Source organism: Phormidium sp. CCY1219, from assembly GCF_055795085.1.
Genome location: NZ_JAYFEQ010000880.1, coordinates 1 through 21,513, shown reverse-complemented (window position 1 = coordinate 21,513; position 21,513 = coordinate 1). Strand labels below are relative to the sequence as shown.

Below are 21,513 nucleotides of genomic sequence, written 5' to 3'. Positions count from 1 at the left end.
GACTATTCGGCTGCGGATCGCATCAAGCAACAGACCTGCTATATTTCACCACCACCACGCGATCGGTGGAAAAAAACTGTCCCGATGAGCGGAATAGTTTTTTATCCCTAGTCCAACTCCAGGGACGGAAAAAAAACATAGTGATTAGCGCAATGGTTATTTATCCCTAGTCCAACTCCAGGGATGGAAAAAAACATAGTGATTAGCGCAATGGTTATTTATCCCTAGTCCAACTCCCAGATATGGAAAAAAACTGTCCCGATGAGCGGAATAGTTATTTATCCCTAGTCCAACTCCCAGATATGGAAAAAAACTATACCGATGAGCGGAATAGTTTTTTATCCCTAGTCCAACTTCCAGATATGGGAAAAAAACATAGTGATTAGCGGAATAGTTATTTATCCCTAGTCCAACTCCAGGGATGGGGAAAACTGTATCGATGAGCGGAATAGTTATTTATCCTGTAGCGCGCCATCGGTGAAAAAGCCTATCGCGATCGCGCCATAGTTATAATATTTTGATATGGGTAAGGTAGAGAGTTTTTCTCCTCGGAGGTGCAAGCGCGGTAATAATTATTCGGCTACGGATCGCATCAATCTGAGAAAGGCTATATAAAAAAGCGGTTTTCAATGGGGAATTGAAAACCGCTCGATGTTAAACTTTTGCCGTTTCAGCAAAGCGAATTTTCAAATAATCCTCTTCCATTTTCGCTCCGCATGGTTGCAATGCTGCTAATGCCTGGGGCAGCACTAAGTTGCGCCGATGGTTGCCAATCCGGATATTAAGTTCATCTGCGGTTTTGCTCAGTTCGATTTTGTCTTTGGCGATTCCCGGTAGATACAGTTCTAGACTGTACTGATTTTGGTCTTGAATAACTCTAACGGTGGTTTCTTTGTAATAGACATCGGTGGGGTCTTCCGAGTCTCCAAACAGGGTATTTTTCAGGCGTTCTAGGGCGTCTAAACCGCACATTTCTTCAGAATAAAGCGGCACTTCTTTGACGGGAAGCGGACGGAAGTTTTCGTGAATTTCTTCTTTATGTTGCTGTTGATTTTCTTTCCAGCGCTGGAAAAACGGGTCGGTAACGGTATCGGGGATAATCCGATTAGCGATGACTAAATCGGTGGCCACATTGTATAGGCTCAAGTAAGCGTGAGCGCGTAAGGATTCTTTAATCACCATTTTTTCGGGATTGGTGACTAACCGCACCGAGGTTTGGGTATTGTCGGTTAAAACCCGTTCGAGTGCTTCAATTTGTTCGTAAAATTCATAAGGGGCATCCATCACATCTTTATCGGGTAAGGAAAACCCGGCAATGGGTTTAAAAATGGGTTCGACTAAGGGTCTGAGGGCGACGGAAATGCCTTGCAAGGGTTTGTAAAAGCGTCTCATGTACCAACCGGAAACTTCCGGCAAACTGAGCAAGCGCAGTGCGGTGCCGGTGGGGGCGGAGTCAATAATTAAAACGTCATATTCGCCTTCGTCGTAATGGCGTTTCATCCGCACCAAACCGAAGATTTCATCCATTCCGGGTAAAATGGCGAGTTCTTCGGCTTGTACGCCTTCGAGTCCTCGCGCTTGCAGGACTTCGGTGATATAGCGCTTCACGGATCCCCAGTTGGCTTCTAACTCGATTAAGGCGTCGAGTTCGGCTCCCCACAGATTGTCTCGCACCTTGCGCGGTTCGTGGGCGAGTTCCATATCGAAACTATCGGCGAGGGAATGGGCGGGATCGGTGCTGAGGACGAGGGTTTTATAGCCGAGTTCGGCACAGCGCATTCCCGTGGCGGCGGCGACGGAGGTTTTGCCAACTCCGCCTTTTCCGGTCATTAAAATTAAACGCATGAAGGTTTCAGTTTTGTCTGAGAATTTGTTTACACCTCTTTACTTTAACGGGTTTTTCTGGGTAACTGCGGCTACAGGGGTTTTTCTCCGGGGAATGGGTGGGGAGTTCAGGCGGGCGATCGCCTATCTATGGCCGGGGTTGGCTTCTCGTTTAACTGAGGTGGGCGGGCAATTTTCGCACCTAAGTGACGCGATCGCCGCTCAATTTTCCCGTCTTTATGGCTGCTTCTCATTTTGCGCCGGCGGTGGGGGACCGGGGGAAAAACAGTTGTTTGAGTACATCGAGGCGCGAGATATCCCAGTAGTCAATATGGGAAATAATTTGCGACTCGCGGTTAAGTTTTAACTCGCTGGTGCCCGGAATGGAAATTCTCGGTTCCCAGGGAACTGGTGCGGTCCAGTGCAAAGTCCAGCGGGTTTCGATGGTATTGTCGCGACGGCGAATATCGTGCAGGTCCATTTGCACATCTTTAAACCACTTGCTGATGAACTCGATGGTTTGCTCATAGCGATCGCGGCCCCGAAATTCGTTCATCGGGTCTTTGAAGTACACTTCTTCGGTGTAAATGCTGTAGGTTTGGTTCTCGGGAAACCGCTGATAATCTTGTTTGAGAATCTGAATAATATCCATCTGGCTCTCGTCCCGTGGCTTTGCGCCCTCAATTTCGGCAAAATTCCCCGTTAGGGGTTGACAAATGATTTAAAATGTGGTAATAAATTATGCTACCCCAGTGGTCGGGTACCCGTCCCTCGGGTGAGAGGGATGGGCGGCGAATGGGGTCAAGGGCGATCGCCCTCGGCCCGCATCGACTAAGGTTCCACTTCAGCATTTTGGTTGCCGATTTAACTTTTTCGAGCGACTTGTCTTTTATAAAATAACAATCCCCCGAGTAACCTCGGGGGATAGGGTTAGTTGGATTGAGGGTGAAGGAGAAGGGTTGGCTCGAAGCGGGACAAACGTTTCTCCCTCATCCTTTCCCTGGTAGTGGGAGTTATGCCAGCCACTCTTCCACGGCTTCTTCTTTGGTGTTGGTATTGCGGGAAGGAGTTTCGCGATTGAAGGTCATGTGAATCGAGCGGCTTTGTTCGCCATCCGCAGCAACGGCGACGATCGGGTAGTCGATGTTGCCATCTTGGAAAGACATTTGGAAGCGGAAGGTGCCATCGGGATTGAGTTTGATGGGACGTCCGCCCACGGTGACGGTAGCATCCGGTTCGGTAGCCCCGTAAACGATCAGTTCAGCATCGGCCACCAGCCAGAATTTGCGCGGACGGATCGGCGGTGCGGAGGCGGAGAAGCCGACGCCGGACATGCCCACACCAGACATGGTGAGACCGGACATAGTTGGGACTGCCCACATGCCCACACCGGAGGGGAAGACATAGGAGCTGACGGCTTGGGAGGGGTAGGCGGAACCGGGGACATGCTGCATGGAACCGAACACAGAGCCGGCCACCCGTTGCGCTTCGGCACCTTCTGCCATGCCGAAGATTTCGTCGTAGATGGGGTTGGCGGTTGCTGCTGCGGCTTTTTTGCTGGGGGGAACCAGTTCCAGGAAGGTTTTGCCCTTCAGGTCTTCTTCCCAGTCAACGGTGATGAATTGGTCTTCGATCCAGTCGGAGGGATAGACCGGGGGAGTGTGGACCGGGGTGGAACGGGCTAACACCAGCCAGCGACCATCGGCGCAGCGGTAGCCAATATCCACGGCATAGTCGCGATCGCTCACCGGAATCGGCAGATACCATTCCCGGGCCAGTTCATCGGAGGGATATTCCTGGATGCTGTGGGGGCTTTGGTATTCCAGGTTGATGTCGGTGACATCGTACAACCGCAGGGCGAGTTGCTGACCGCCTTGGCGACGCAGTTCTTCTTTGTGTTCGTTGGGGATATCCCAGTAGGTGTAGGCCCATTGGGGGTCGCGGGGTAGCAGCACGATCCGGCTTTCGCCATAGCCACTGGGCAGATCGCTGAGTCCTTCATCAACCGAGGCGAGAGTCCCTCCGGTGCGGTCTTCTTGTCCCAATTCAAATTTTGCTGCTTCCACTTCTTCCTGAGCCTCCAAGCTACGAGTTTGTTCGACAGAAATTTTGGTGCGTTGTTTTTCTTTGATTGCTGCCAGAAGTTGCGATTTCCGCATCCGGCTGTATCGGGAGATGGCATATTCGCTGGCGACTTTGCGAAGTTGCCGCAGTGTCATCTCTTCTAAGGGGGGGCGTTCTTTCGCCATTGTTACTGTGGCCTCCTATTCGGCTATACGACAGTTCGATCGCTTGGCCTACATCTCCTCGCGGGGACGCTCTGTGGCTCGAAGCGGGTCTCGACCTGCATTTTCTTAATTTGAGCCTTGGTGTTGGATCGCGGATCTAGTTTTTTGACTGGAAAATCAATTGCGGTCGGGATAGAAAAATACTGAATTGAAACTGGGGTCGCGCAGTTGCGAGGTTCTCGCGCTTTGCCCGGGGGATGGATTGCCTTGTTGTGGCAATTTGCCCGAGGCGTGGGGTGGCGCGATCGCCCCTTAGCGGCGCTCGAATCACCTGGCGCGATCGTCTGGGCTTGCATTCTCCCAAGCCGTCCCAACAGGTGGGCGCTTGGGGATGCTCGTCTGAAGAGTCAGGCTAACTCTGGCGATTTTTTTCCCACTCCCCCAGAGGCGGAGACGAGAAACGGTAAATCCACAGATTTTTTTTGGGATCGTTGGGATCGCGTTTCTTACCTCCCATGTTGCAGAAAACTCCCGATTCGGTCAAGGGGGTATAAGGGTTGATTTTCAGGGGTTTGACGGTTTTATGGGCAACTCGGGGATCGGAATGTCAGGGAATTTTGACATTAGGCGGAAAACGGGATCGCCTTCTCTGGGTCAAAATGTCAAGATTTCCTGACAAACCGCAAAAAGGAGCCAATTGCTCTGGGGTGCCAAGGGTGCGATCGCCGATGGTGGGGCAAACCGCTACGATAAAACCCCCGGACTGCGATGAGTCAGGGGGTTAGGAAAAGTTGAGGAACCGGGGGCGATCGCGCCACCAACTGGGATGAGCCTATCGGAGAATTTCCCAGTCCCGGATGCGCCACTGTCCATCGGTGCGAACCAACTGATACTGAACCTGCAAATTGTCCTCGCGCTGGCGAGTTTGCTGACCGTTTTCAAACAATCGAGCCGCTTCGCTGACCTCAACCACCACGGTGCCGCGATTCGGATCGGTTTCGCTAGCTTGCACGTCAGCCTCGACCAGATTGTGGTCGTATTCCCAATACCAATTCTCCTGGCGAGCATTTTCTGCCCGTTGCTGCCACACCGACAGGGCCGGATCCATAAGAATTTCTTCTAATTGCTCCACTTGATGCTCCGGACCGAGGGCCAGGGATTTAATCGATAACCATTTCTGAATAATGCTTCGACCAAGGGCTTGATTGAGCGGGCCGCCCATATCCACCAGGGCGTCGCTATCGGAAACTGGCATTGGCACGATCGCCTCGTGGAGGGCGATATCGAGCTGCTCTCCTTTCAAAGACGGACCCCTTTGAAACAGACCGGCGATCGCGCCAAGCAGCAACCACAGAAGCAACAGACCCAGCAGACCTCCGACGCCAAGCAAAATCAAGCGGTCTATCTTCATTCCTTTGAACCGTCCCGGAATCCTGCCTGTTCCGCGTCTGGTGCTACTGCGACGGGGTGCGGGAGGCGCTGTGGGTTCGGGGGCGCGAACTCTGGATGCCACGGGCAGGCGGCTGCGATCGTCCCCTCGAGCGCCGTTGGCGGGGGGGTGTTGCGAATGGGACTCGGCGATCGCTGGGTCGGGGACGCTGTTCGATCGCGCAGACTCCGGGGGAGGGCTGGTGCGAATGGCGGTGGGCAAGGTGGCCACATTCCCCGTGGTGGAAGAAAGTCGCGAGGAGGAAGAAACCCCATTGGCAGAGCCGTTTTTGGCTTGCAAGGTGGTAAAGGGGGATTGTTTGGGGGTGGTTGGTTCTGGCAAACCCACGGTGAGGGGGGTGGGCGGCGGTGGCACCACCATCCACTCGTTCTCTTCTTCGGCATTCGTGTCGGGTAGGGCTTCTAAATACCCTTGCACCTGCTCGTCGGCAAAATAATCTTTCAGGGATGCCTGGGCTGATGCCAAATCCCGAAAATGGGGAAAGACTTCTGCTTGCATCCAGCGCTCGCCATACAGACACAATCCGGGCAACAAGTCCGGCGAATCTTCGGAATTGGCGCGAATAAAGGCGAGGGTTTCCCGTTCCTGGGTGAGTTCGAGGGCTTGAGCGGCTTCTTCGGTTTGTCCCAGCAGCAGGGCGCAGACGGCTTGTTCCAGATGCACGTCCTGACGCCGCCCCAAGTGGGTCAGCAGCAGTTTGGCGCGCCGAATCAGGGCGGGTTGTCGCTCGGCAAACCCGCGCGCCACTAAGGCATACACGGCTAGATAGGTGGCCACGGCTGAGGGCCGACGGGCTTCGGCTTCAAACAGCTCTTGCTGTTCGGCGGCAGTTAGATGGCTGCGAAGTTGTTGAATGAAGCGCAAAAAGTCATCTACGGACAAGCCGGAGCGATCGTCTCCGGTGCCGTCTATTCCGCCCCGTTCCTCTAGCATGTCTTGCAATAACTGCAATCCGTGCTGTCGCTGCTTGAGTTTATTTTCCGGCAGGGCTAATAATTCTAAAATCCTGTAGGGACGAAGTTTGTAGAGGTCGGCTTGCATTTCTCCGCGCACCGAGGGGAATAATCCTTCGCGCAGTAACAGTTCTTGTCCGGTTTCTAAGGAGACGGCGGCATTTTCATATTTTCCTTGCTGCCATTGTTCTCGCCCCAGTTCTAAGCAGGCGAGGGCAAGGGTTAATACGATATCCGGAACCACCAGGTTGGGGTCTCCAAATTTCCCGTTTTTCAGGCTGATGTTGTTGGCGCTGAGGGTGGGTAGTCCCAGTTTTAACACCAGTTCGTATTCTCCGAGTTCTTGGAGAATGAGCAAGGCTCCGATCGATTGCTCTGGGGCAATATCCAGGCTCGGGGTATGGGGATCGAGGTAGGATTCCGGGGTCTCCTCGCCAGCGTTGGGTGCCTGTGTTTCCTGCTCTGACTCGAAGTCGTAGGTTTTGGTCAAAAATGTGGCATCGTATTTTTGCCGCTCCTGCGGATCGCACAGGACGGCATAGGCTTCATCGATTAGCTGTTTGCGAGCATCAGTGGCTACCTCGGAATATTCCCGCCGAGGCAGTTGCTCTTTGCGATCGCGATGCGCCTGCTTCAGTTGTTCAGCATAGCCAGGGGTTTCGACCCCAGGTACCTGAATCGGCAGGCCGAGAATCCGGTAATAATCAAGTGGCACTAGCACAGTCTACTTCCCCTGCTTTATGAGCAACCAGACAAACTGACAGCAGTTCCTATAAACGACTAAAATAGTGCAATAATTATAGTCCCTAGTCTCTATCATAAAAGGGATTCAGTTTATCGTCTCTGAATCCTTGACTCGCCATCAAAGGAGCCAGTCATGGTTTCGCGTCACCATCAAGATGGCGAGCAAGCGCCCTGGGTACGTGGTTGGATGTATGATAAGTCTTTGCCTCTATTTAACAAGGTCTGAGTAGAACCGTCAAATCTTCCCCCGATTGAGGCTTCCGGCAGGGAGGAGGCTTTCATCGGCTGGCAGGGGCGCGGGGTAATGGACACTTTTTGGCCGGTTCTGTGGCTCAGGCAAGACTCTCGATTTCCCCAAGATGGTACGATATCCTTTACCGAAAAGGGTTTGAGGGATTCAAGAGTAGAAATTTTCCCGCTTATTTGCCCTCGCGAGATGAAAATCATTTGCGAGAAAGCAATGGCTGCTTATTATTAGGTCAGGAAAAATCAATGATTCAGGAACGGACTGCACCCACTTTTGACGCAACATCAGTAGACCTCTCTAAAGATGAGGGTCTGATGCTTTATGAGGATATGATGTTGGGGCGCTTGTTTGAAGATAAGTGCGCTGAAATGTATTACCGAGGCAAAATGTTTGGCTTCGTCCACCTCTACAATGGGCAGGAGGCGGTGTCCACCGGGACGATCCGCTCGATGCGACGGGATGCGGATTTTGTCTGCAGCACCTATCGCGATCACGTCCATGCGTTGAGTGCGGGGGTGCCGGCAAAAGAGGTGATGGCGGAGTTGTTTGGCAAGGAAACCGGGTGCAGTAAGGGTCGCGGCGGCTCGATGCACATGTTCTCTGGCGAACATCGTCTGCTCGGTGGCTTTGCTTTTGTGGCGGAAGGTATTCCGGTGGCGACTGGCGCGGCGTTTCAAAGCAAGTACCGTCGGGAAACGATGGAGGATGAATCTGCCGATACGGTGACGGCTTGTTTCTTCGGGGATGGTGCCTGCAATAACGGTCAGTTTTACGAGTGCTTGAATATGGCTGCACTTTGGAAGCTGCCGATTATTTATGTGGTGGAAAATAATAAGTGGGCGATCGGGATGGCTCACGAACGGGCGACTTCGGAACCGGAAATTTATAAGAAGGCGGCTCCTTTTGGCATCAAGGGGGTTGAGGTGGATGGTATGGATGTGTTGGCGGTTCGCGCTGCCGCTCAGGAGGCGATCGCTCGCGCTCGTGCCGGTGAAGGCCCTACGGTGATCGAAGCCCTGACTTATCGCTTCCGGGGTCACTCTCTGGCAGACCCGGATGAATTGCGAAGCAAGGAGGAAAAGGACTTCTGGCTGTCTCGCGACCCGCTTAAACGCTTGGCGAAATATCTCGAAGAGCAAAATCTGGCTACGCAAGAGGAACTTGACGCGATCGAGAAGCAGGTGCAAGAGGTGGTCAATGAGGCGGTGGAGTTCGCGGAAAATAGCCCGGAACCCGATGCAAGCGAGTTACGCCGCTATGTGTTTGCTGAAGATTAATCCCTCACCCTTCTCAAATGCTCTGGTTTTAAGTTAACCTCCGAACCTTCTGCGGGACAGGGTATGGTGCCCTGTCCCCTCTTTTATGTCTGTTTTTCCCCGGCATCTGAATCTCTCCTGAGGCCGGTGCGGGGTGGCTCGTGGGGGAATACTGACGCCGTGGGTGCCCCCGGATTCGATGGGCGGTTCAATTGCATCGCGGACTATTTTGCGATCGCGATTCCGGGGGAGTGCAGTTCCGAGGGATCCGCAAGGGCGATCGGGTGCTGACCTCCTGTATGGGGGCTTTTTCTGCCCCCCAGTCTGACCCACTTCGGGGGTCGAGGGGCCTGGAAAAATTCTCTGGGCATATTAATTCAAAAAAAAAGTTGAAGTAATTCTCCCACCGAAGGAAAAATAGGTTATAACTAAGAAAGTTTCCGTAGATTCACGTAGGCGGCGAAGGAAAATGACCCCTAAAATCGTTTTCCTCGCGCAGATGGAGCCGACAAGTCAGTATTTTTACTGATTTTGCGGCCAATTTTTGCAAAACCCTTGACATATTGTCCTGTTTGAGGTACAGGAAATGTTGGAAGTTCTTTTTTATTCATTGGTGGTCTCCTATCTCGCGATGTTGACCCGGGCGACCTTTGGCGATACAAGAAAGCGAATGTAACTCGGTGCCCCGATCGCGCCGAGGTACAGTTCTATGCGTACTCTCTGTTCCTTTCTCCCAAGCCCTGGAGGTTGTCAAGTGTTTATCCAATGATATGTTTGTGCAAAAAATTCGGGGACAAGAAACGTCCTCAAATCAAAGTTTGACCGCAATCGGTTGGATCGCGGTCAAGCTTTCTGTACCATAGAATCTTCTCTGGGAAATGGCAGGGAATCCATTGAGAGGAGCCTAGGGCTTCTCACTCCCTTGTTGCACGAATTCTTTCGCTTTTTCTATCAAACCCGGTTGGGCTTGTTCTTGTTTGTATTGAGTCAGGTTTTTTTCATAGATTTTTTCTTGCCCTTCTAAGGTTTGTGCGTCTTCGATCGCTTCTTGGTAGGCTTCTTCGCGACTCTTAAACCGATCCTCTCTGTTATTGTTATCGAGGTTATATTCCTCTTTCACCATCTTCGTATCCAACCCGGTGGCGGCGTAACTGGGCCGATCGCCACAGAACGTGCCGGCAAGGGTGAAGATAAATGCTAACACACACAAAAGCGCGATCGCTCTGCGTTTGGCATCACCGAACACTGCAAAAATCCGCTGCATATAAATGACCTCAAGCTGTTTTAAACGAAGTGTCCTTTCGGACAACTCCCGTGCCTAAGCTGCATCGTAAGCGGCGATCGCGCCTCCTTACCTCTACCGAGAGATAGATTAACCCACAGAATTGGTTAAAAATTGCCACATTGCAGGCATTTCGCCGCTCATGGCTGTTTTTGCAGTATTTTTCTGCGGCGTTACCCGCGATCGCCGCTCTCGGGTAACCGATTGAACTGTTGCACGAAGCGGCGATCGATCCAATCTTTCAACCACCACAGGAGACGAGACGGTCCGACTCCCAAACCGCCGCGCGCCGCGATCGCTTTTCCAGTGCCGGTACTGAGTAACGTGAGAAATCGCGGTTGCGGTTTGTAGGGTACCAGCGGTTTCCCTTCTAACCTGCGAATCAAGTTTTTATACAGCGGTTTCCCCTGTCTCACGGCGAATACGCCGGCTTTCGGGCGCGGATTTTTGACCATTGTGGCAACATCTCCCGCCGCAAAAATATCATCGCGGTTCAACGATTGTAAATATTCATTCACTTGAATAAATCCCGCCGCGTCAGTGGCTAAACCCGATGCGGATATCCAATCGGCACCGGCGGCGTGCGTTACCCAAAAAACCTCATCGCACTCTACTCTCAAACCCGAATCACAGCTAACCTGAATTCTCCCGTTTTCTTGCTGTTTTAACGCAGTAACCGTTTCGCCTAAATGCAGGTTTATGCCGCGTTTTTCTAGGACATTTTTTAATGTTTTTCGGGTGTATTGATTTTTCTGAGTAACTAGGGAATTGCCGCGATGAAATAAGTGACGTTCGAGGTTTTGAAAATCTGCCGGGTCGAGCAGGCGACGCAGGCAGGCATCCACGGCTAACATTAATTCTACACCACCAGCACCTCCGCCAACTACTGCAAAGCGACGGGGTTTTTGCGGCGATCGCCGGACTTTTTCTAAAATACCATTCCAGCGTTCTAATAACTGGGGAACGGGTTTGGCGGGGATGGCGTATTCTGTTGCGCCAGGTACGGATTCCTGGGCGGGAGTGCTGCCAATATCGATGGATAAGACATCAAACTCCACTGGGGGAAAATTGGCGCAGATAACCCGATTGTTTTCTAAGTCGAGGGCGATCGCTTTATCGGCTAAAAATTCTGCCCGGGCAAAATTCGTCAGGCGATCGAGGTCGATATGGGCTTCCTCAAAGCGGTAAAATCCGGCGATATAACCGGGTAACATGCCGGAATAGGGGGTATGAACGCGATCGCTAATTAATGTGATGGAAACGTTGGGGCGGGGATTCATGCCCCATTCTTTCAAGGCGATCGCATGACTGTGACCCCCACCGATAAAAACCAGATGTTTTTTCATGGACTTTCAACTCGGTAGTACGATAGAATTGGTTTTGATTGTAGCCCAAATTTCTCCTTCTCGGGCGTTGATGTCCTCGGGGTAAAAAACTGGGGAAAGTTCAGCCAATCGTAGAGAGGCGATTAATCGCGTCTTTACAGCAACAGATTTGCGTCATCAACCGGGTTTATCGTCCCTTTTCTGTTATCCTGAAGCAAACCCCAGGGAATCGGCTACTTTGTTTTTCAGCCCTCCGATGATATAATAGAAGTTTGCTACTTTTACAGTTGTACCGTATGACTTCCACCCTCGAACGGCTGAAAACCAACGTTGAAAACGCATTAGTCGCCGCCTTTGGAGAAGAGATGGCGGGGACTGACCCGTTGTTAGTCCCCGCAAGCAATCCTAAATTTGGGGATTATCAATCGAATGTGGCGATGTCTCTGGCAAAACCGTTAAAGCAAAAGCCTCGGGATATTGCTGGGAAAATTGTGGAAAATTTGGATGTTTCCGACTTTTGCGAGGCACCGGCGATCGCTGGACCTGGGTTTATTAATTTTACCCTGAAAACCGAGTATTTGGAAAGCCAATTGGCGACAATTGCCGGCGATGAGCGTCTGGGTGTCGAACCGGTAGAGCATCCGCAGCGGGTGGTGGTGGATTTTTCCAGCCCGAATATTGCTAAAGAAATGCACGTGGGACACCTGCGATCGACCATTATCGGCGATAGCATTGCCCGGATTTTAGAATTCCGGGGTCACGATGTTTTGCGCCTCAATCACGTGGGGGATTGGGGCACCCAATTTGGAATGTTAATTACCTATTTGCGCGAAGCATTTCCCCAAGCACTCACTACCGCCGACGCTTTGGATTTAGGCGATTTAGTTGGGTTTTACAAAAAAGCGAAAAAGCGCTTCGATGAAGATGAAGAATTTCGCGAAATATCCCGTCAGCAAGTGGTGAAGCTGCAAGCCGGCGATGCGGAAGCAATTCGCGCTTGGGAACTACTGTGCGAACAATCTCGCCGCGAGTTTCAAAAAATTTACGACTGGCTGGATATTCAGCTTAAAGAACGCGGCGAATCGTTTTACAATTCCTATCTTCCGCAAGTGATAGAAGAATTGGATAAAGCGGGTTTGCTGGTGGAAGACCAAGGGGCAAAATGCGTCTTTCTCGAAGGATTTACTAACAAAGAAGGACAACCTCAACCGTTAATCGTGCAAAAGTCTAATGGTGGCTATAATTATGCTACCACTGACTTAGCTGCCCTGCGCTATCGCATCGAAAAAGATAAGGGCGATCGCATTATTTACGTCACCGATATGGGTCAAGCAACCCACTTCGCGCAAGTGTTCCAAGTGGCGACTCGCGCCGGCTGGATTCCCGAAAATATTGAGGTGGTTCACGTTCCCTTTGGATTGGTTTTAGGCGAAGGGGGGAAAAAACTCAAAACGCGCGAAGGCGAAACCGTTCGCTTGCGCGATTTGTTGCATGAAGCTGTCGATCGCGCCCGGGCAGATTTAGAAACCAGATTGAAAGAAGAAGGGCGCAGCGAAACAGAAGAATTTATCGATCGCGTCTCCCAAGGCGTGGGAATCAGTGCGGTAAAATATGCCGATTTGAGTCAAAATCGCACCAGCAGCTATGTCTTTAGTTATGACAAAATGCTCTCCCTACAAGGCAATACCGCGCCGTATTTGCTTTATGCTTACGTGCGGATTCAAGGCATTAGCCGCCAAGGAAATATCGATTTCCAAAATCTGGGAGAAAACCGCCAAATTCAATTGCAAGAAGAAACCGAACTGGTGCTCGCCAAACATTTACTCAGTTTGAATGAAGTGCTGCAAACCGTAGAAAGAGATTTGTTGCCCAATCGTCTGTGCGAGTATCTCTATCAATTGAGCAAAAAGTTCAACCAGTTTTATGAAAACTGTCCGGTTCTACAAGCCGAAGAACCCATGCGAACTTCCCGTTTGATGTTGTGCGATTTAACGGCAACCACCTTGAAATTGGGATTGTCCCTGTTGGGAATTAAGGTATTAGAACGCATGTAATTTTTTCCCTTTAACTCGTTCCCAGCACATGCTGGGAACGCACAGCTTGAGGCTCTGCCTCAAATAGCAATGGTCGGCAAAATTACACATTATTTTACTTGCCTAACAGTGGGGAGGCGGAGCCTCGGGAAGCCCGTCCCCAGGCGGAGCCTGGGAACGAGAAAAGAGTGTAATTTTGCTCGTAAAATCAGCAAAAAAATCCTTTGATTACTTGAAATAATCCCCAATTAATGGTAAAATAGAAAAGCGTAATTAAATCCAATCCATGATGAATCCAGAACCGATGACTTGGGCGTTACTGTTGTTATTGGGAACCTGTACGGGGGTGTTGGGCGGAATTTTTGGCCTGGGTGGGGGATTTTTGCTCGTGCCGATGCTGACCCTGTTAGGATTTCCCGTGATAGAAGCGGCGGCGACAAGTTTAGTGGGGGTATTTTTGACCGCATTTTCTGGCAGTTTGAGAAATGGGTGGATGGGGGAACTGAATTGGCGAGAATCGGCACAAATTGCCTTATTTGGAATTCCGATGGCGCAGGTGGGTGCATGGATGGGCGATCGCATTCCCGATGCTTGGTTGGGATTGTGTTTTGCCTTGCTATTGTTAAGTGGAATTTATCTGATGAGTCTGCGCCAAAACCTCAGCGATCGCCAGCAGTTGGAAGAACCATCGGAAGAGGTGGAACCCCCGGAAAAGTCCGTTCCTCGCCCCTGGAAGTTTGCCCAAATTGGGGCAATTGCTGGGGTGATGTCGGGATTATTTGGAATTGGTGGCGGGTTAATTATTGTCCCACTTCACCTGTTGTTAATTCGCGAATCAATTCAAACTGCAGTGGTCGCCAGTTTGGGCGCAGTAGTGCCGATCGCCGCCTCTGGTTTAGCGCAACATGCCTGGAACCATCGGGTGTTATGGATGCCCGGTTTGTGCATCGGTATCGGTGGAATGATTGGCGCTCAAATCGGCACTCGCCTGTTGCCCAAACTCAGTCCTTCTCTGGTGAATCGAGTCTACCGACTGGTGTTATTTGGGATGGCACTTTATATGATAGGGCAAAGTTTTGTTAAGGGACTGGTGTAAGGATTTTAACCGCAATAATTTGCCGCGATCGCAGTTTGGAGGTGAAAAAAATTGCTCTCTGGTTTGATATGATAGTTAAACGCGAATAAAAAGCACACAAAGAACCCGAATAAAAAGCGGGGGATTGAAATCGCGCCTAGGCAAACAAAGTCCGCATGACAAGGACTAATGCTTCTTGATTGCTATTCCTCCAGATGGGAGATGAGGCAAAATATTTACTCCTGTAGGGAGTTTACGAATCGCCAACAATCTGCTATATTATAACTCGCACAGCCCCGGAAAATACAATAATGGAATCGGCTATTTCTTCAATTTTATTCTTTCTTCTCGGCATTGCCACCGGAACTTTGGCGGGTCTTTTGGGAATTGGCGGTGGTTTGCTGATGGTTCCGGCACTCACCTTGTCAGGGGTGGCAATCGATCGCGCGACTGCAACCAGTTTAGTGGGGGTTTTTCTCAGTTCCGTGTCTGGGAGTTTCCGCAATTGGCGTAGCGATCGCTTAAACTGGAAAGCGTCTTTGGGATTGGCGGTGGGCGGGATTCCCACGGCGCAATTGGGCGCTTGGTTGGGCGATCGCTTGCCGAGTTTGTGGTTATCTCTCAGTTTTGCCGCCCTGTTGCTGGTGTCGATTTATTTGATGGGTTTGCGGCGCAAAATGCAGCAAACGGAAACCGGCGATCGCGCGGATGATGAGGAGAATGCCACCCCTTCCACTCAACCTCTCAAAGCGATCGCGATCGGGTTGCTGGCAGGTTTGCTGGCGGGGTTGTTCGGTGTTGGTGGCGGTGTAGTGATGGTTCCCCTGCAAGTGATTGTGCTACAGGTGCCGATTAAACAAGCAGTACCGATTAGTTTGGGTGCGATCGTGCTAATTTCTGCATCCGGTTTACTCCGCCATGCCTATCAGGGCAATGTGTTGTGGTTCACCGGGTTAGGCATCGGGATTGGCGCAATTGTCGGCGCGCAAGTGGGCACTCGCTTGTTACCTCGCTTACCTGCAAAAATTATCACCTTGCTGTTTAGAGCGTTATTGCTGGGATTGTCGATTTCGATGATTTGGCGCGCGATCGGCAGCTAACCAAAAGCGAGTGATATCACATGCGGTGAATGAGCGATCGCAGTGGGCGATCGAATTCGCGCCTGGGCAAGAAAAAGCGATCGAAATCGCGTCTGGGCAGAAAAAGGCCGGCGATTGAAATCGCGTCTGGGCAGGCACTAGCGTAGCCCGCGACAGCGCTATAGTCCGCCTACGCGGACTCTTTTTTTTCACATCATATCAGTCGGTTTTCAACCGACTTTAGCTATTAGCCGGGGACTTGCAGTCCCCGGGGGGCTGGGGCTATTTTTTTACCATAATGCCTCCAGATTTGAGATGAGAACACTGCCCACCCGCCATCGAAGGAGGAGAAATTTGATAAACTATAGGGGTGCGACACTGCCGCATTTTCTCACTATACCTAATAAAAGAGTGGATATATGACACCGAAGAAATACCCGATCGAACAAACCGATCCGCCGCGATCGCCCAGAGAAACTTTGCCGACAATGTACGATTTACCTAGCGAAAATCCGGAGTCACCCGGTTTGCCCGATGAATTTCACGACCTACAACCGGAATTACTGCGTCTGACGTTTCAACCTCCCAACTATCCACCCGGAGAAATCTTTGTCGGTACTGACATGAACCTCTATTATGATGTGCGTCACTCTAACTGGTATAAACGACCAGATTGGTTTGCCGTAGTGGGGGTGCCAAGATTGTATGACGGCACGGATCTGCGATTGAGTTACGTAATATGGCAAGAAGGAATCAGCCCTTTGGTGGTGGTGGAGTTAATTTCTCCCGGTACGGAAAACGAAGACCTCGGACAAACCACGCGCCAACCCAACCGCCGACAAAATGGGAAGTTTACGAACGAATTTTGAAGGTGCCTTATTATGTGGTTTTCGAGCGCTATACGAATCGACGGCGAGTTTTTATACTAAACGGCGATCGCTATCGATCGGTAGAATTCACGGAACCCCGAATTTGGATTCCCACCCTAGAGTTGGGAATCGGGTTGTGGGAAGGTGAATATCAAGGCATCGATCGCCTGTGGTTGCGCTGGTATGACGCAGGGGGGAACTGGATTTCCACGCCCCAAGAACTCGAAGCGATCGCCCAACAGCAGGCACAAATCGCCCAGCAGCAGGCACAAAGCGAACGTCAACGCGCCGAAACCGAACGCCAACGCGCCGACGCAGCAGAAGGGCGACTACAGGAGATACAACGGCGGATGCGAGAGTTAAGAATCGATCCCGATACTCTTGGCGAAGGATAAATCCAGTTGAAGCGATCGCAGTTTCTGGAGTCTTGAAATTGCGATTGTATAGATTTATAATAAACCTAACTATTCAACAAAGCATAGGGATAGAGTCAAAGTCACGATGAATGTAACCGAACTTAAAGTGAATTTACCTCAAGGAAATTTTACCCGCACTTGGCGATCGAAGTCTAATTCCTCCAGAAGTTGAGCTGGAATTTGGAGTTTTTTTAGCTTGGCTGAGGGTAGAAATTAGAACAGGCCATCGCTGCTTTCATGTAGAGACACCCATTTATGGCGTTTCCCACGTCATCCACCCACAGATAACCCATAATAATCCCATCGCCCCCTTGCCAAACTCGCAGACAAATCCTCCTTGGATAAAATCGCCGCCTCTATTGCATAATTCACGATTTGATTGCCAATAATCCGCCACGATTAATCCTTTATCATTCAAAATTATCCGCCGATAATTCGCCAATTATCGCTTGTATGTAAAAAGTAAAACGTTACCGTTGCGGTTGCCCCTGTGTCCACTGCATCCCTCGCCAATTGCGTAATTTAATCAATTGATTTTTGCGTCAATTTCAATATTTATCTCATATTTACCTAGTTGTACGGTTGTCAAATGACACGAATAATCCATTGATTTACAAATATTTATTTTCAAAAATTTGTTGCAGAATAAAAATTGCGTGATATACTGATGTCATCATTTAAAAAGTAAAGGAGTTCGCCAGAAAAATCAGCATTTTATCGGAATTACTCCGAATATAATCCAAACGGATAGCCCTACTGTTATGTAAACAGTGTAACAGTTTTACCGGAAAATCATCCCTCTGCCGGTTGATTTTCACTGCCCGATCGCACTTCCAATTAAACGGTTTAAACTCCAGTGCGATTCGCGAAAATCCCCCCTTGCGCTGGGGTCAAATCGTTACAAATTACGAAGTTGTTTTTCTAACGGAGTGGGAAGTGCCTCATGTAGAGACACCGATTTATCGCGTCTCCGCCACCCATCCACCCGTCTTTGACAGTCCACTTTTGCCGACGGTAACGTAAAGTTTTGTAACAAAATTCGACTTTTCCCGTAAAAAAAGCAAAATCCACCAGACATAGCTATAGAGAACCAAATAGAAGGCGATCGCACCCTGAACCCAAATCAGACGGATCCCCCTAAATCCCCCTTAAAAAGGGGGACTTAACCACCCACTCCGGTTCCCCCCTTCCCAAGGGGGGCTAGGGGGGATCCTCCGGAACTTCAGACGGATCCCCCTAAATCCCCCTTTTTAAGGGGGACTTGGAAATCCACTCCGGTTCCCCCCTTCCCAAGGGGGGGCTAGGGGGGATCCTCCGGAAATCTGACAATAAGCCCGATCGCCCGACAGACCCCAACCGTGATGCTGTTTGTAGCAAGGAGTACGTTTATGAGTCTCATGCCTCGACGACAAGCGATCGCCCATCGCCAACTTCCGAAAAAATTCCCCCAAACCTGCGCCAGCGTAGGGTTACACAAGCGATCGCCCAGTGGAATTTTCTCCCAAAACCTGCGATCGGTGCATAAAACTCCCCCAACCTTCCCATTAAATAAGTAGATCCCACGATCCGGGGTGGGATTAATCTCCCGTCGGGTGTTGCGATCGAACACACACCCAAAAAACAGCCCACACCATCAAACAAAAACGAGGATAGAACCATGTTGAATACCAACTTTGCCAACTCCACTCACGCCGCCTTAGTAGAAGAGTCCCTGAAAAACGCCTACAACACCTTAAGCGACTTCGCCAACCGTGAAGAATTTCTCCTCAAAATCCAAACCGCTTTTGGCGAAACCTTCCATGCCGATAAATTAGAAGGGTTACGGCAGCAGTGGATTGCCGGAGACTTTGCATCACTTCCGCAAATCGAAATCCTCACCGGAACCCAACTCAGTGGCGCAAATGCTGCTTATGCCGGGGAAAATAATACGATTTACTTCTCGGAAGACTTTCTGAGTCAGTATGCTGATAATCTTTCCGCCATTAACAGCGTGTTGTTGGAAGAAATCGGCCATTATGTGGATTGGCAGATTAATGATGAGGATACCCCAGGGGATGAAGGGGAATTGTTTTCTAATTTGGTGCAAGGGTTTGAGTTGAGTGAGTCTCAGGTTCAGGCGTTGCAGGGTGAGGATGATGCGATCGTTTTGAAGTCAGATATTAATTTCACGGAAAACTTTTTAAAGTTAGAAGCAGATTTAGAATCAAGCGATGGTTGGAATTACACTCCTTATAATTGGGACGCTGACAATGCGGCTGACCTTGTATATGCAGCTATCATCGAAGAACGAGGACAAAGCAAAGTTGTTTACATGAACGGAATCTGGAATACATATGATGGTGCCAAACCTGGGGCTGAAAACCTTCAAAATACATTTAATATTGATCTGTCATTAAAAGATTCATTTGATTATCAATTCGTTTGGAATCCAACCAAAGATGGAGATATGGGCTTCGGTGGACTTTTGTCTTTTCAAATTCAAGAACAAATTGATAAATTCAATGATGTTGTTAACGAGAAGTTATATGATTATACTATTAAAAAATATGAAAAAAAAATAGAGGAAGATCCGAGTTTACTTGATTCACTGACCTTGGAAAATGCAGCCTACCTTCAAAAATTGAAATTGATTTCCGATGATTTGTTGGATTGGGCATCCTTAATGAAAATAGACGCACTAAATATTGTTGATTTTTTCGATAAATATGGAGGCATTGATAATTTTATAGAATCTCTTGATACTTTTGAGGATGTAGATAGTGATATCGCTGAATTTTTTATTCAGTATCTTGATAAGAAACCGGCTACAGTAAGTGAACAGGTTAACGAAGGAAAAGCAAAAGAAATTAAAAAACTTCAAGAAGAAGAAGATATTGAACAAGGTGCATGGGTAAATGAAGCTATTTTATGGTTGGCAAAAAACCCACGAAATAGTTTACAATTACTGGCTCACTCACAGGGAAATCTGTTTATTGAGGATGCTCTGAATAAAATCATTGAAGCCGCTCCAACTAACTTATCAAGAATTCAAGTAATAGGATTTGCTTCTCCAACTAATTATTCCCAAGTTAAATCAGAACATTCCGATCTAGAGATTGAACTTATAGAAAAAAACGGTTCTGATTTTGTTCCTGATTTGCAGATTGATGCCAACGTAAGTTACAAGAAAAAATTTCAGAAATTTTTTGGTGATTTTTTGACAAGAGATATTCCTTTGGGAGTTGCGGCTGGATTGAAAGATCATACATTAAAAGCTAATTTAGAAAATGAAGATTTAGTGTTTCAAGCTCGTTCAAGTTTCAGTTCTTTCTTTGACAGCAAACAACATCATTATGACGGTTATCATTTTAATGATACATCTCCAACAAGTTTGTACCAATCAACTCATGAAGGTTATGCTTGGAGCGACTACATAGAAGGCTGGGGAGGTCAATCCCAGACTTTTATAGCCAAAGCAGGCAATGATGTAATTCGCGCCAAAGACCAGAACGATGTCTTAATTGGTGGTTCTGGATATGACTTTTTAGACGGAGGCAAGGGAGTAGATATTGCAGACTACTCAGATCCAGGAGAACAAACTAGCCCCATTGTAGTTGAATACTCTTCAAGAGCAGGCTACGACATTTATACGGTAGTAGATAGTCGCGGTCATCAAGATGTTCTTAGTAGTGTTGAAGTTATTCTTGGAACCAGCTACCAGTATTCTGGTTTTACTGGGCCAGTACCGCCTGGAACTCAACTTTTTGCAGATCGAATGTCTGGTGGGTACGGCACCGATATTTTTCTGGGTCTAGGTGGTAACGACAATCTGTTAGGTCATGATGGATGTGACTTTTTAGACGGGGGTAATGATGCCGACTTTATTGATGGTGGAGATAAATCGGACATAATAATAGGTGGTGAAGGCAAAGACGAAATCTATGGTGGTTCTGGAAAGGATGTTATATATGGAGATCAACAAGAACTACAAGATGATGACGGCGATATTATAATAGAAGCTAGTTTTACATCTTTTAGCCGTTCTATTTATGCTGAAACCTCCACCACAAACTTGGTTAACGAAAATTCTCTCAATATTAATGAGTTAAGTTCATCAATTCAAAATTTTGACCCTAACGGTTCGTATGAAGATAAAATTTCTGGTGGAGAGGACGCAGATAAAATCTATGCAGGTTTTGGCAATGATACTGTTTCCGGTGACGGTGGTAGTGACTTAATTTACGGAGATTCAGGAGACGATCGCATCTCCGGCGACGGTGGAAACGATCGCATCCAAGGCAACCTCGGACAAGACAACATCTCCGGAGGCGACAACGAAGACACCATCCAAGGAAACGAAGACAACGACATTATTTCCGGGGATAATGGCAACGACTACATCGAAGGTAACACCGGCGATGACAGTATCTCTGGTGGCAACCAGGATGACCAAATCTTCGGCAACGAAGGCGAAGACAACATCACCGGAGATGCCGGTCAAGATAACATCGAAGGCAACGACGGCAACGACAGCATCCAAGGCAACGATGGTCTCGACACCATCTCAGGCGGCAACGCCAAAGACACCATTTCCGGCGGCAACGACAGCGATCAAATCTTCGGAGATGCCGGAGACGACAGCATCACCGGAGATGGCGGCGACGACTACATCAGTGGTGGCGACAACAACGACATTATCGCAGGCAACCTCGGCAACGACAGCATCCAAGGAGATGCCGGAGACGACAACATC

At 49.3% G+C, this 21,513-nt stretch carries 18 protein-coding genes; 10 read left to right on the top strand and 8 right to left on the bottom strand.

The window, feature by feature from the left end:
* Positions 1–654: 654 nt before the first annotated feature.
* The 3 genes from AC0QH1_RS28965 to AC0QH1_RS28955 all read right to left on the bottom strand — a co-directional run bounded on the left by AC0QH1_RS28965 (position 655) and on the right by AC0QH1_RS28955 (position 4,073).
* Positions 655–1,845, bottom strand: coding sequence for a TRC40/GET3/ArsA family transport-energizing ATPase (locus AC0QH1_RS28965; protein ID WP_324634914.1), 1,191 nt, complete (start codon positions 1,843–1,845; stop codon positions 655–657).
* Positions 1,846–2,074: 229 nt separating this feature from the next.
* Positions 2,075–2,476, bottom strand: coding sequence for a DUF2358 domain-containing protein (locus AC0QH1_RS28960; protein ID WP_324634913.1), 402 nt, complete (start codon positions 2,474–2,476; stop codon positions 2,075–2,077).
* Positions 2,477–2,837: 361 nt separating this feature from the next.
* Positions 2,838–4,073, bottom strand: a complete 1,236-nt coding sequence (locus AC0QH1_RS28955; RefSeq protein ID WP_324634912.1) for a DUF4912 domain-containing protein — start codon at positions 4,071–4,073, stop codon at positions 2,838–2,840.
* Positions 4,074–4,711: 638 nt separating this feature from the next.
* On the opposite strand from AC0QH1_RS28955, the gene AC0QH1_RS28950 reads away from it, so the two are divergent.
* Entirely contained in the window at positions 4,712–4,837 is a 126-nt protein-coding gene (locus AC0QH1_RS28950) for a hypothetical protein (RefSeq protein WP_324634911.1), read from the top strand.
* 47 nt (positions 4,838–4,884) lie between these two features.
* Here the strand turns inward: AC0QH1_RS28950 and AC0QH1_RS28945 are convergent, their stop codons facing one another.
* Positions 4,885–7,176: an IMS domain-containing protein gene (locus AC0QH1_RS28945; RefSeq protein ID WP_324634910.1), complete on the bottom strand. Its 2,292-nt coding sequence runs from the start codon at positions 7,174–7,176 to the stop codon at positions 4,885–4,887.
* Positions 7,177–7,691: 515 nt separating this feature from the next.
* Between AC0QH1_RS28945 and pdhA the strand changes: the two genes are divergently transcribed.
* Positions 7,692–8,723, top strand: a complete 1,032-nt coding sequence (gene pdhA / locus AC0QH1_RS28940; protein ID WP_324634909.1) for a pyruvate dehydrogenase (acetyl-transferring) E1 component subunit alpha — start codon at positions 7,692–7,694, stop codon at positions 8,721–8,723.
* Between the two features lie 455 nt (positions 8,724–9,178).
* On the opposite strand, the gene AC0QH1_RS28935 is transcribed toward pdhA, so the two are convergent.
* The 3 genes from AC0QH1_RS28935 to AC0QH1_RS28925 form a co-directional block, all read right to left on the bottom strand.
* Positions 9,179–9,313: a hypothetical protein gene (locus tag AC0QH1_RS28935; protein ID WP_324634908.1), complete on the bottom strand. Its 135-nt coding sequence runs from the start codon at positions 9,311–9,313 to the stop codon at positions 9,179–9,181.
* 293 nt (positions 9,314–9,606) lie between these two features.
* Positions 9,607–9,966, bottom strand: coding sequence for a hypothetical protein (locus tag AC0QH1_RS28930; RefSeq protein WP_324634907.1), 360 nt, complete (start codon positions 9,964–9,966; stop codon positions 9,607–9,609).
* A 191-nt stretch (positions 9,967–10,157) separates the two neighbouring features.
* Positions 10,158–11,330, bottom strand: coding sequence for an FAD-dependent oxidoreductase (locus AC0QH1_RS28925; protein WP_324634906.1), 1,173 nt, complete (start codon positions 11,328–11,330; stop codon positions 10,158–10,160).
* Positions 11,331–11,605: 275 nt separating this feature from the next.
* Here AC0QH1_RS28925 and argS point away from each other — a divergent pair, with 275 nt between their 5' ends.
* The 5 genes from argS to AC0QH1_RS28900 all read left to right on the top strand — a co-directional run bounded on the left by argS (position 11,606) and on the right by AC0QH1_RS28900 (position 16,760).
* Positions 11,606–13,363: an arginine--tRNA ligase gene (gene argS, locus AC0QH1_RS28920; protein ID WP_324634905.1), complete on the top strand. Its 1,758-nt coding sequence runs from the start codon at positions 11,606–11,608 to the stop codon at positions 13,361–13,363.
* A 265-nt stretch (positions 13,364–13,628) separates the two neighbouring features.
* Entirely contained in the window at positions 13,629–14,438 is an 810-nt protein-coding gene (locus tag AC0QH1_RS28915; protein WP_324634904.1) for a sulfite exporter TauE/SafE family protein, read from the top strand.
* Positions 14,439–14,728: 290 nt separating this feature from the next.
* Entirely contained in the window at positions 14,729–15,517 is a 789-nt protein-coding gene (locus tag AC0QH1_RS28910; RefSeq protein WP_324634903.1) for a sulfite exporter TauE/SafE family protein, read from the top strand.
* Positions 15,518–15,915: 398 nt separating this feature from the next.
* Entirely contained in the window at positions 15,916–16,365 is a 450-nt protein-coding gene (locus tag AC0QH1_RS28905) for a Uma2 family endonuclease (RefSeq protein WP_442957385.1), read from the top strand.
* Positions 16,366–16,367: 2 nt separating this feature from the next.
* A complete protein-coding gene (locus tag AC0QH1_RS28900) occupies positions 16,368–16,760 on the top strand; it encodes a hypothetical protein (protein WP_442957384.1) in 393 nt (130 codons plus the stop codon).
* A 274-nt stretch (positions 16,761–17,034) separates the two neighbouring features.
* On the opposite strand, the gene AC0QH1_RS28895 is transcribed toward AC0QH1_RS28900, so the two are convergent.
* Positions 17,035–17,199 carry a hypothetical protein gene (locus AC0QH1_RS28895; protein WP_324634902.1) on the bottom strand — a complete coding sequence of 55 codons (165 nt, stop codon included), beginning with the start codon at positions 17,197–17,199 and terminating at the stop codon, positions 17,035–17,037.
* Positions 17,200–17,588: 389 nt separating this feature from the next.
* On the opposite strand from AC0QH1_RS28895, the gene AC0QH1_RS28890 reads away from it, so the two are divergent.
* From AC0QH1_RS28890 to AC0QH1_RS28880, 3 genes are all read left to right on the top strand, one after another.
* Entirely contained in the window at positions 17,589–17,804 is a 216-nt protein-coding gene (locus AC0QH1_RS28890; RefSeq protein WP_324634901.1) for a hypothetical protein, read from the top strand.
* A gap of 365 nt (positions 17,805–18,169) precedes the next feature.
* Positions 18,170–18,337 carry a hypothetical protein gene (locus AC0QH1_RS28885; RefSeq protein WP_324634900.1) on the top strand — a complete coding sequence of 56 codons (168 nt, stop codon included), beginning with the start codon at positions 18,170–18,172 and terminating at the stop codon, positions 18,335–18,337.
* A gap of 101 nt (positions 18,338–18,438) precedes the next feature.
* On the top strand, positions 18,439–21,513 hold a 3,075-nt coding region (locus AC0QH1_RS28880; RefSeq protein ID WP_324634899.1), incomplete at its 3' end, for a calcium-binding protein.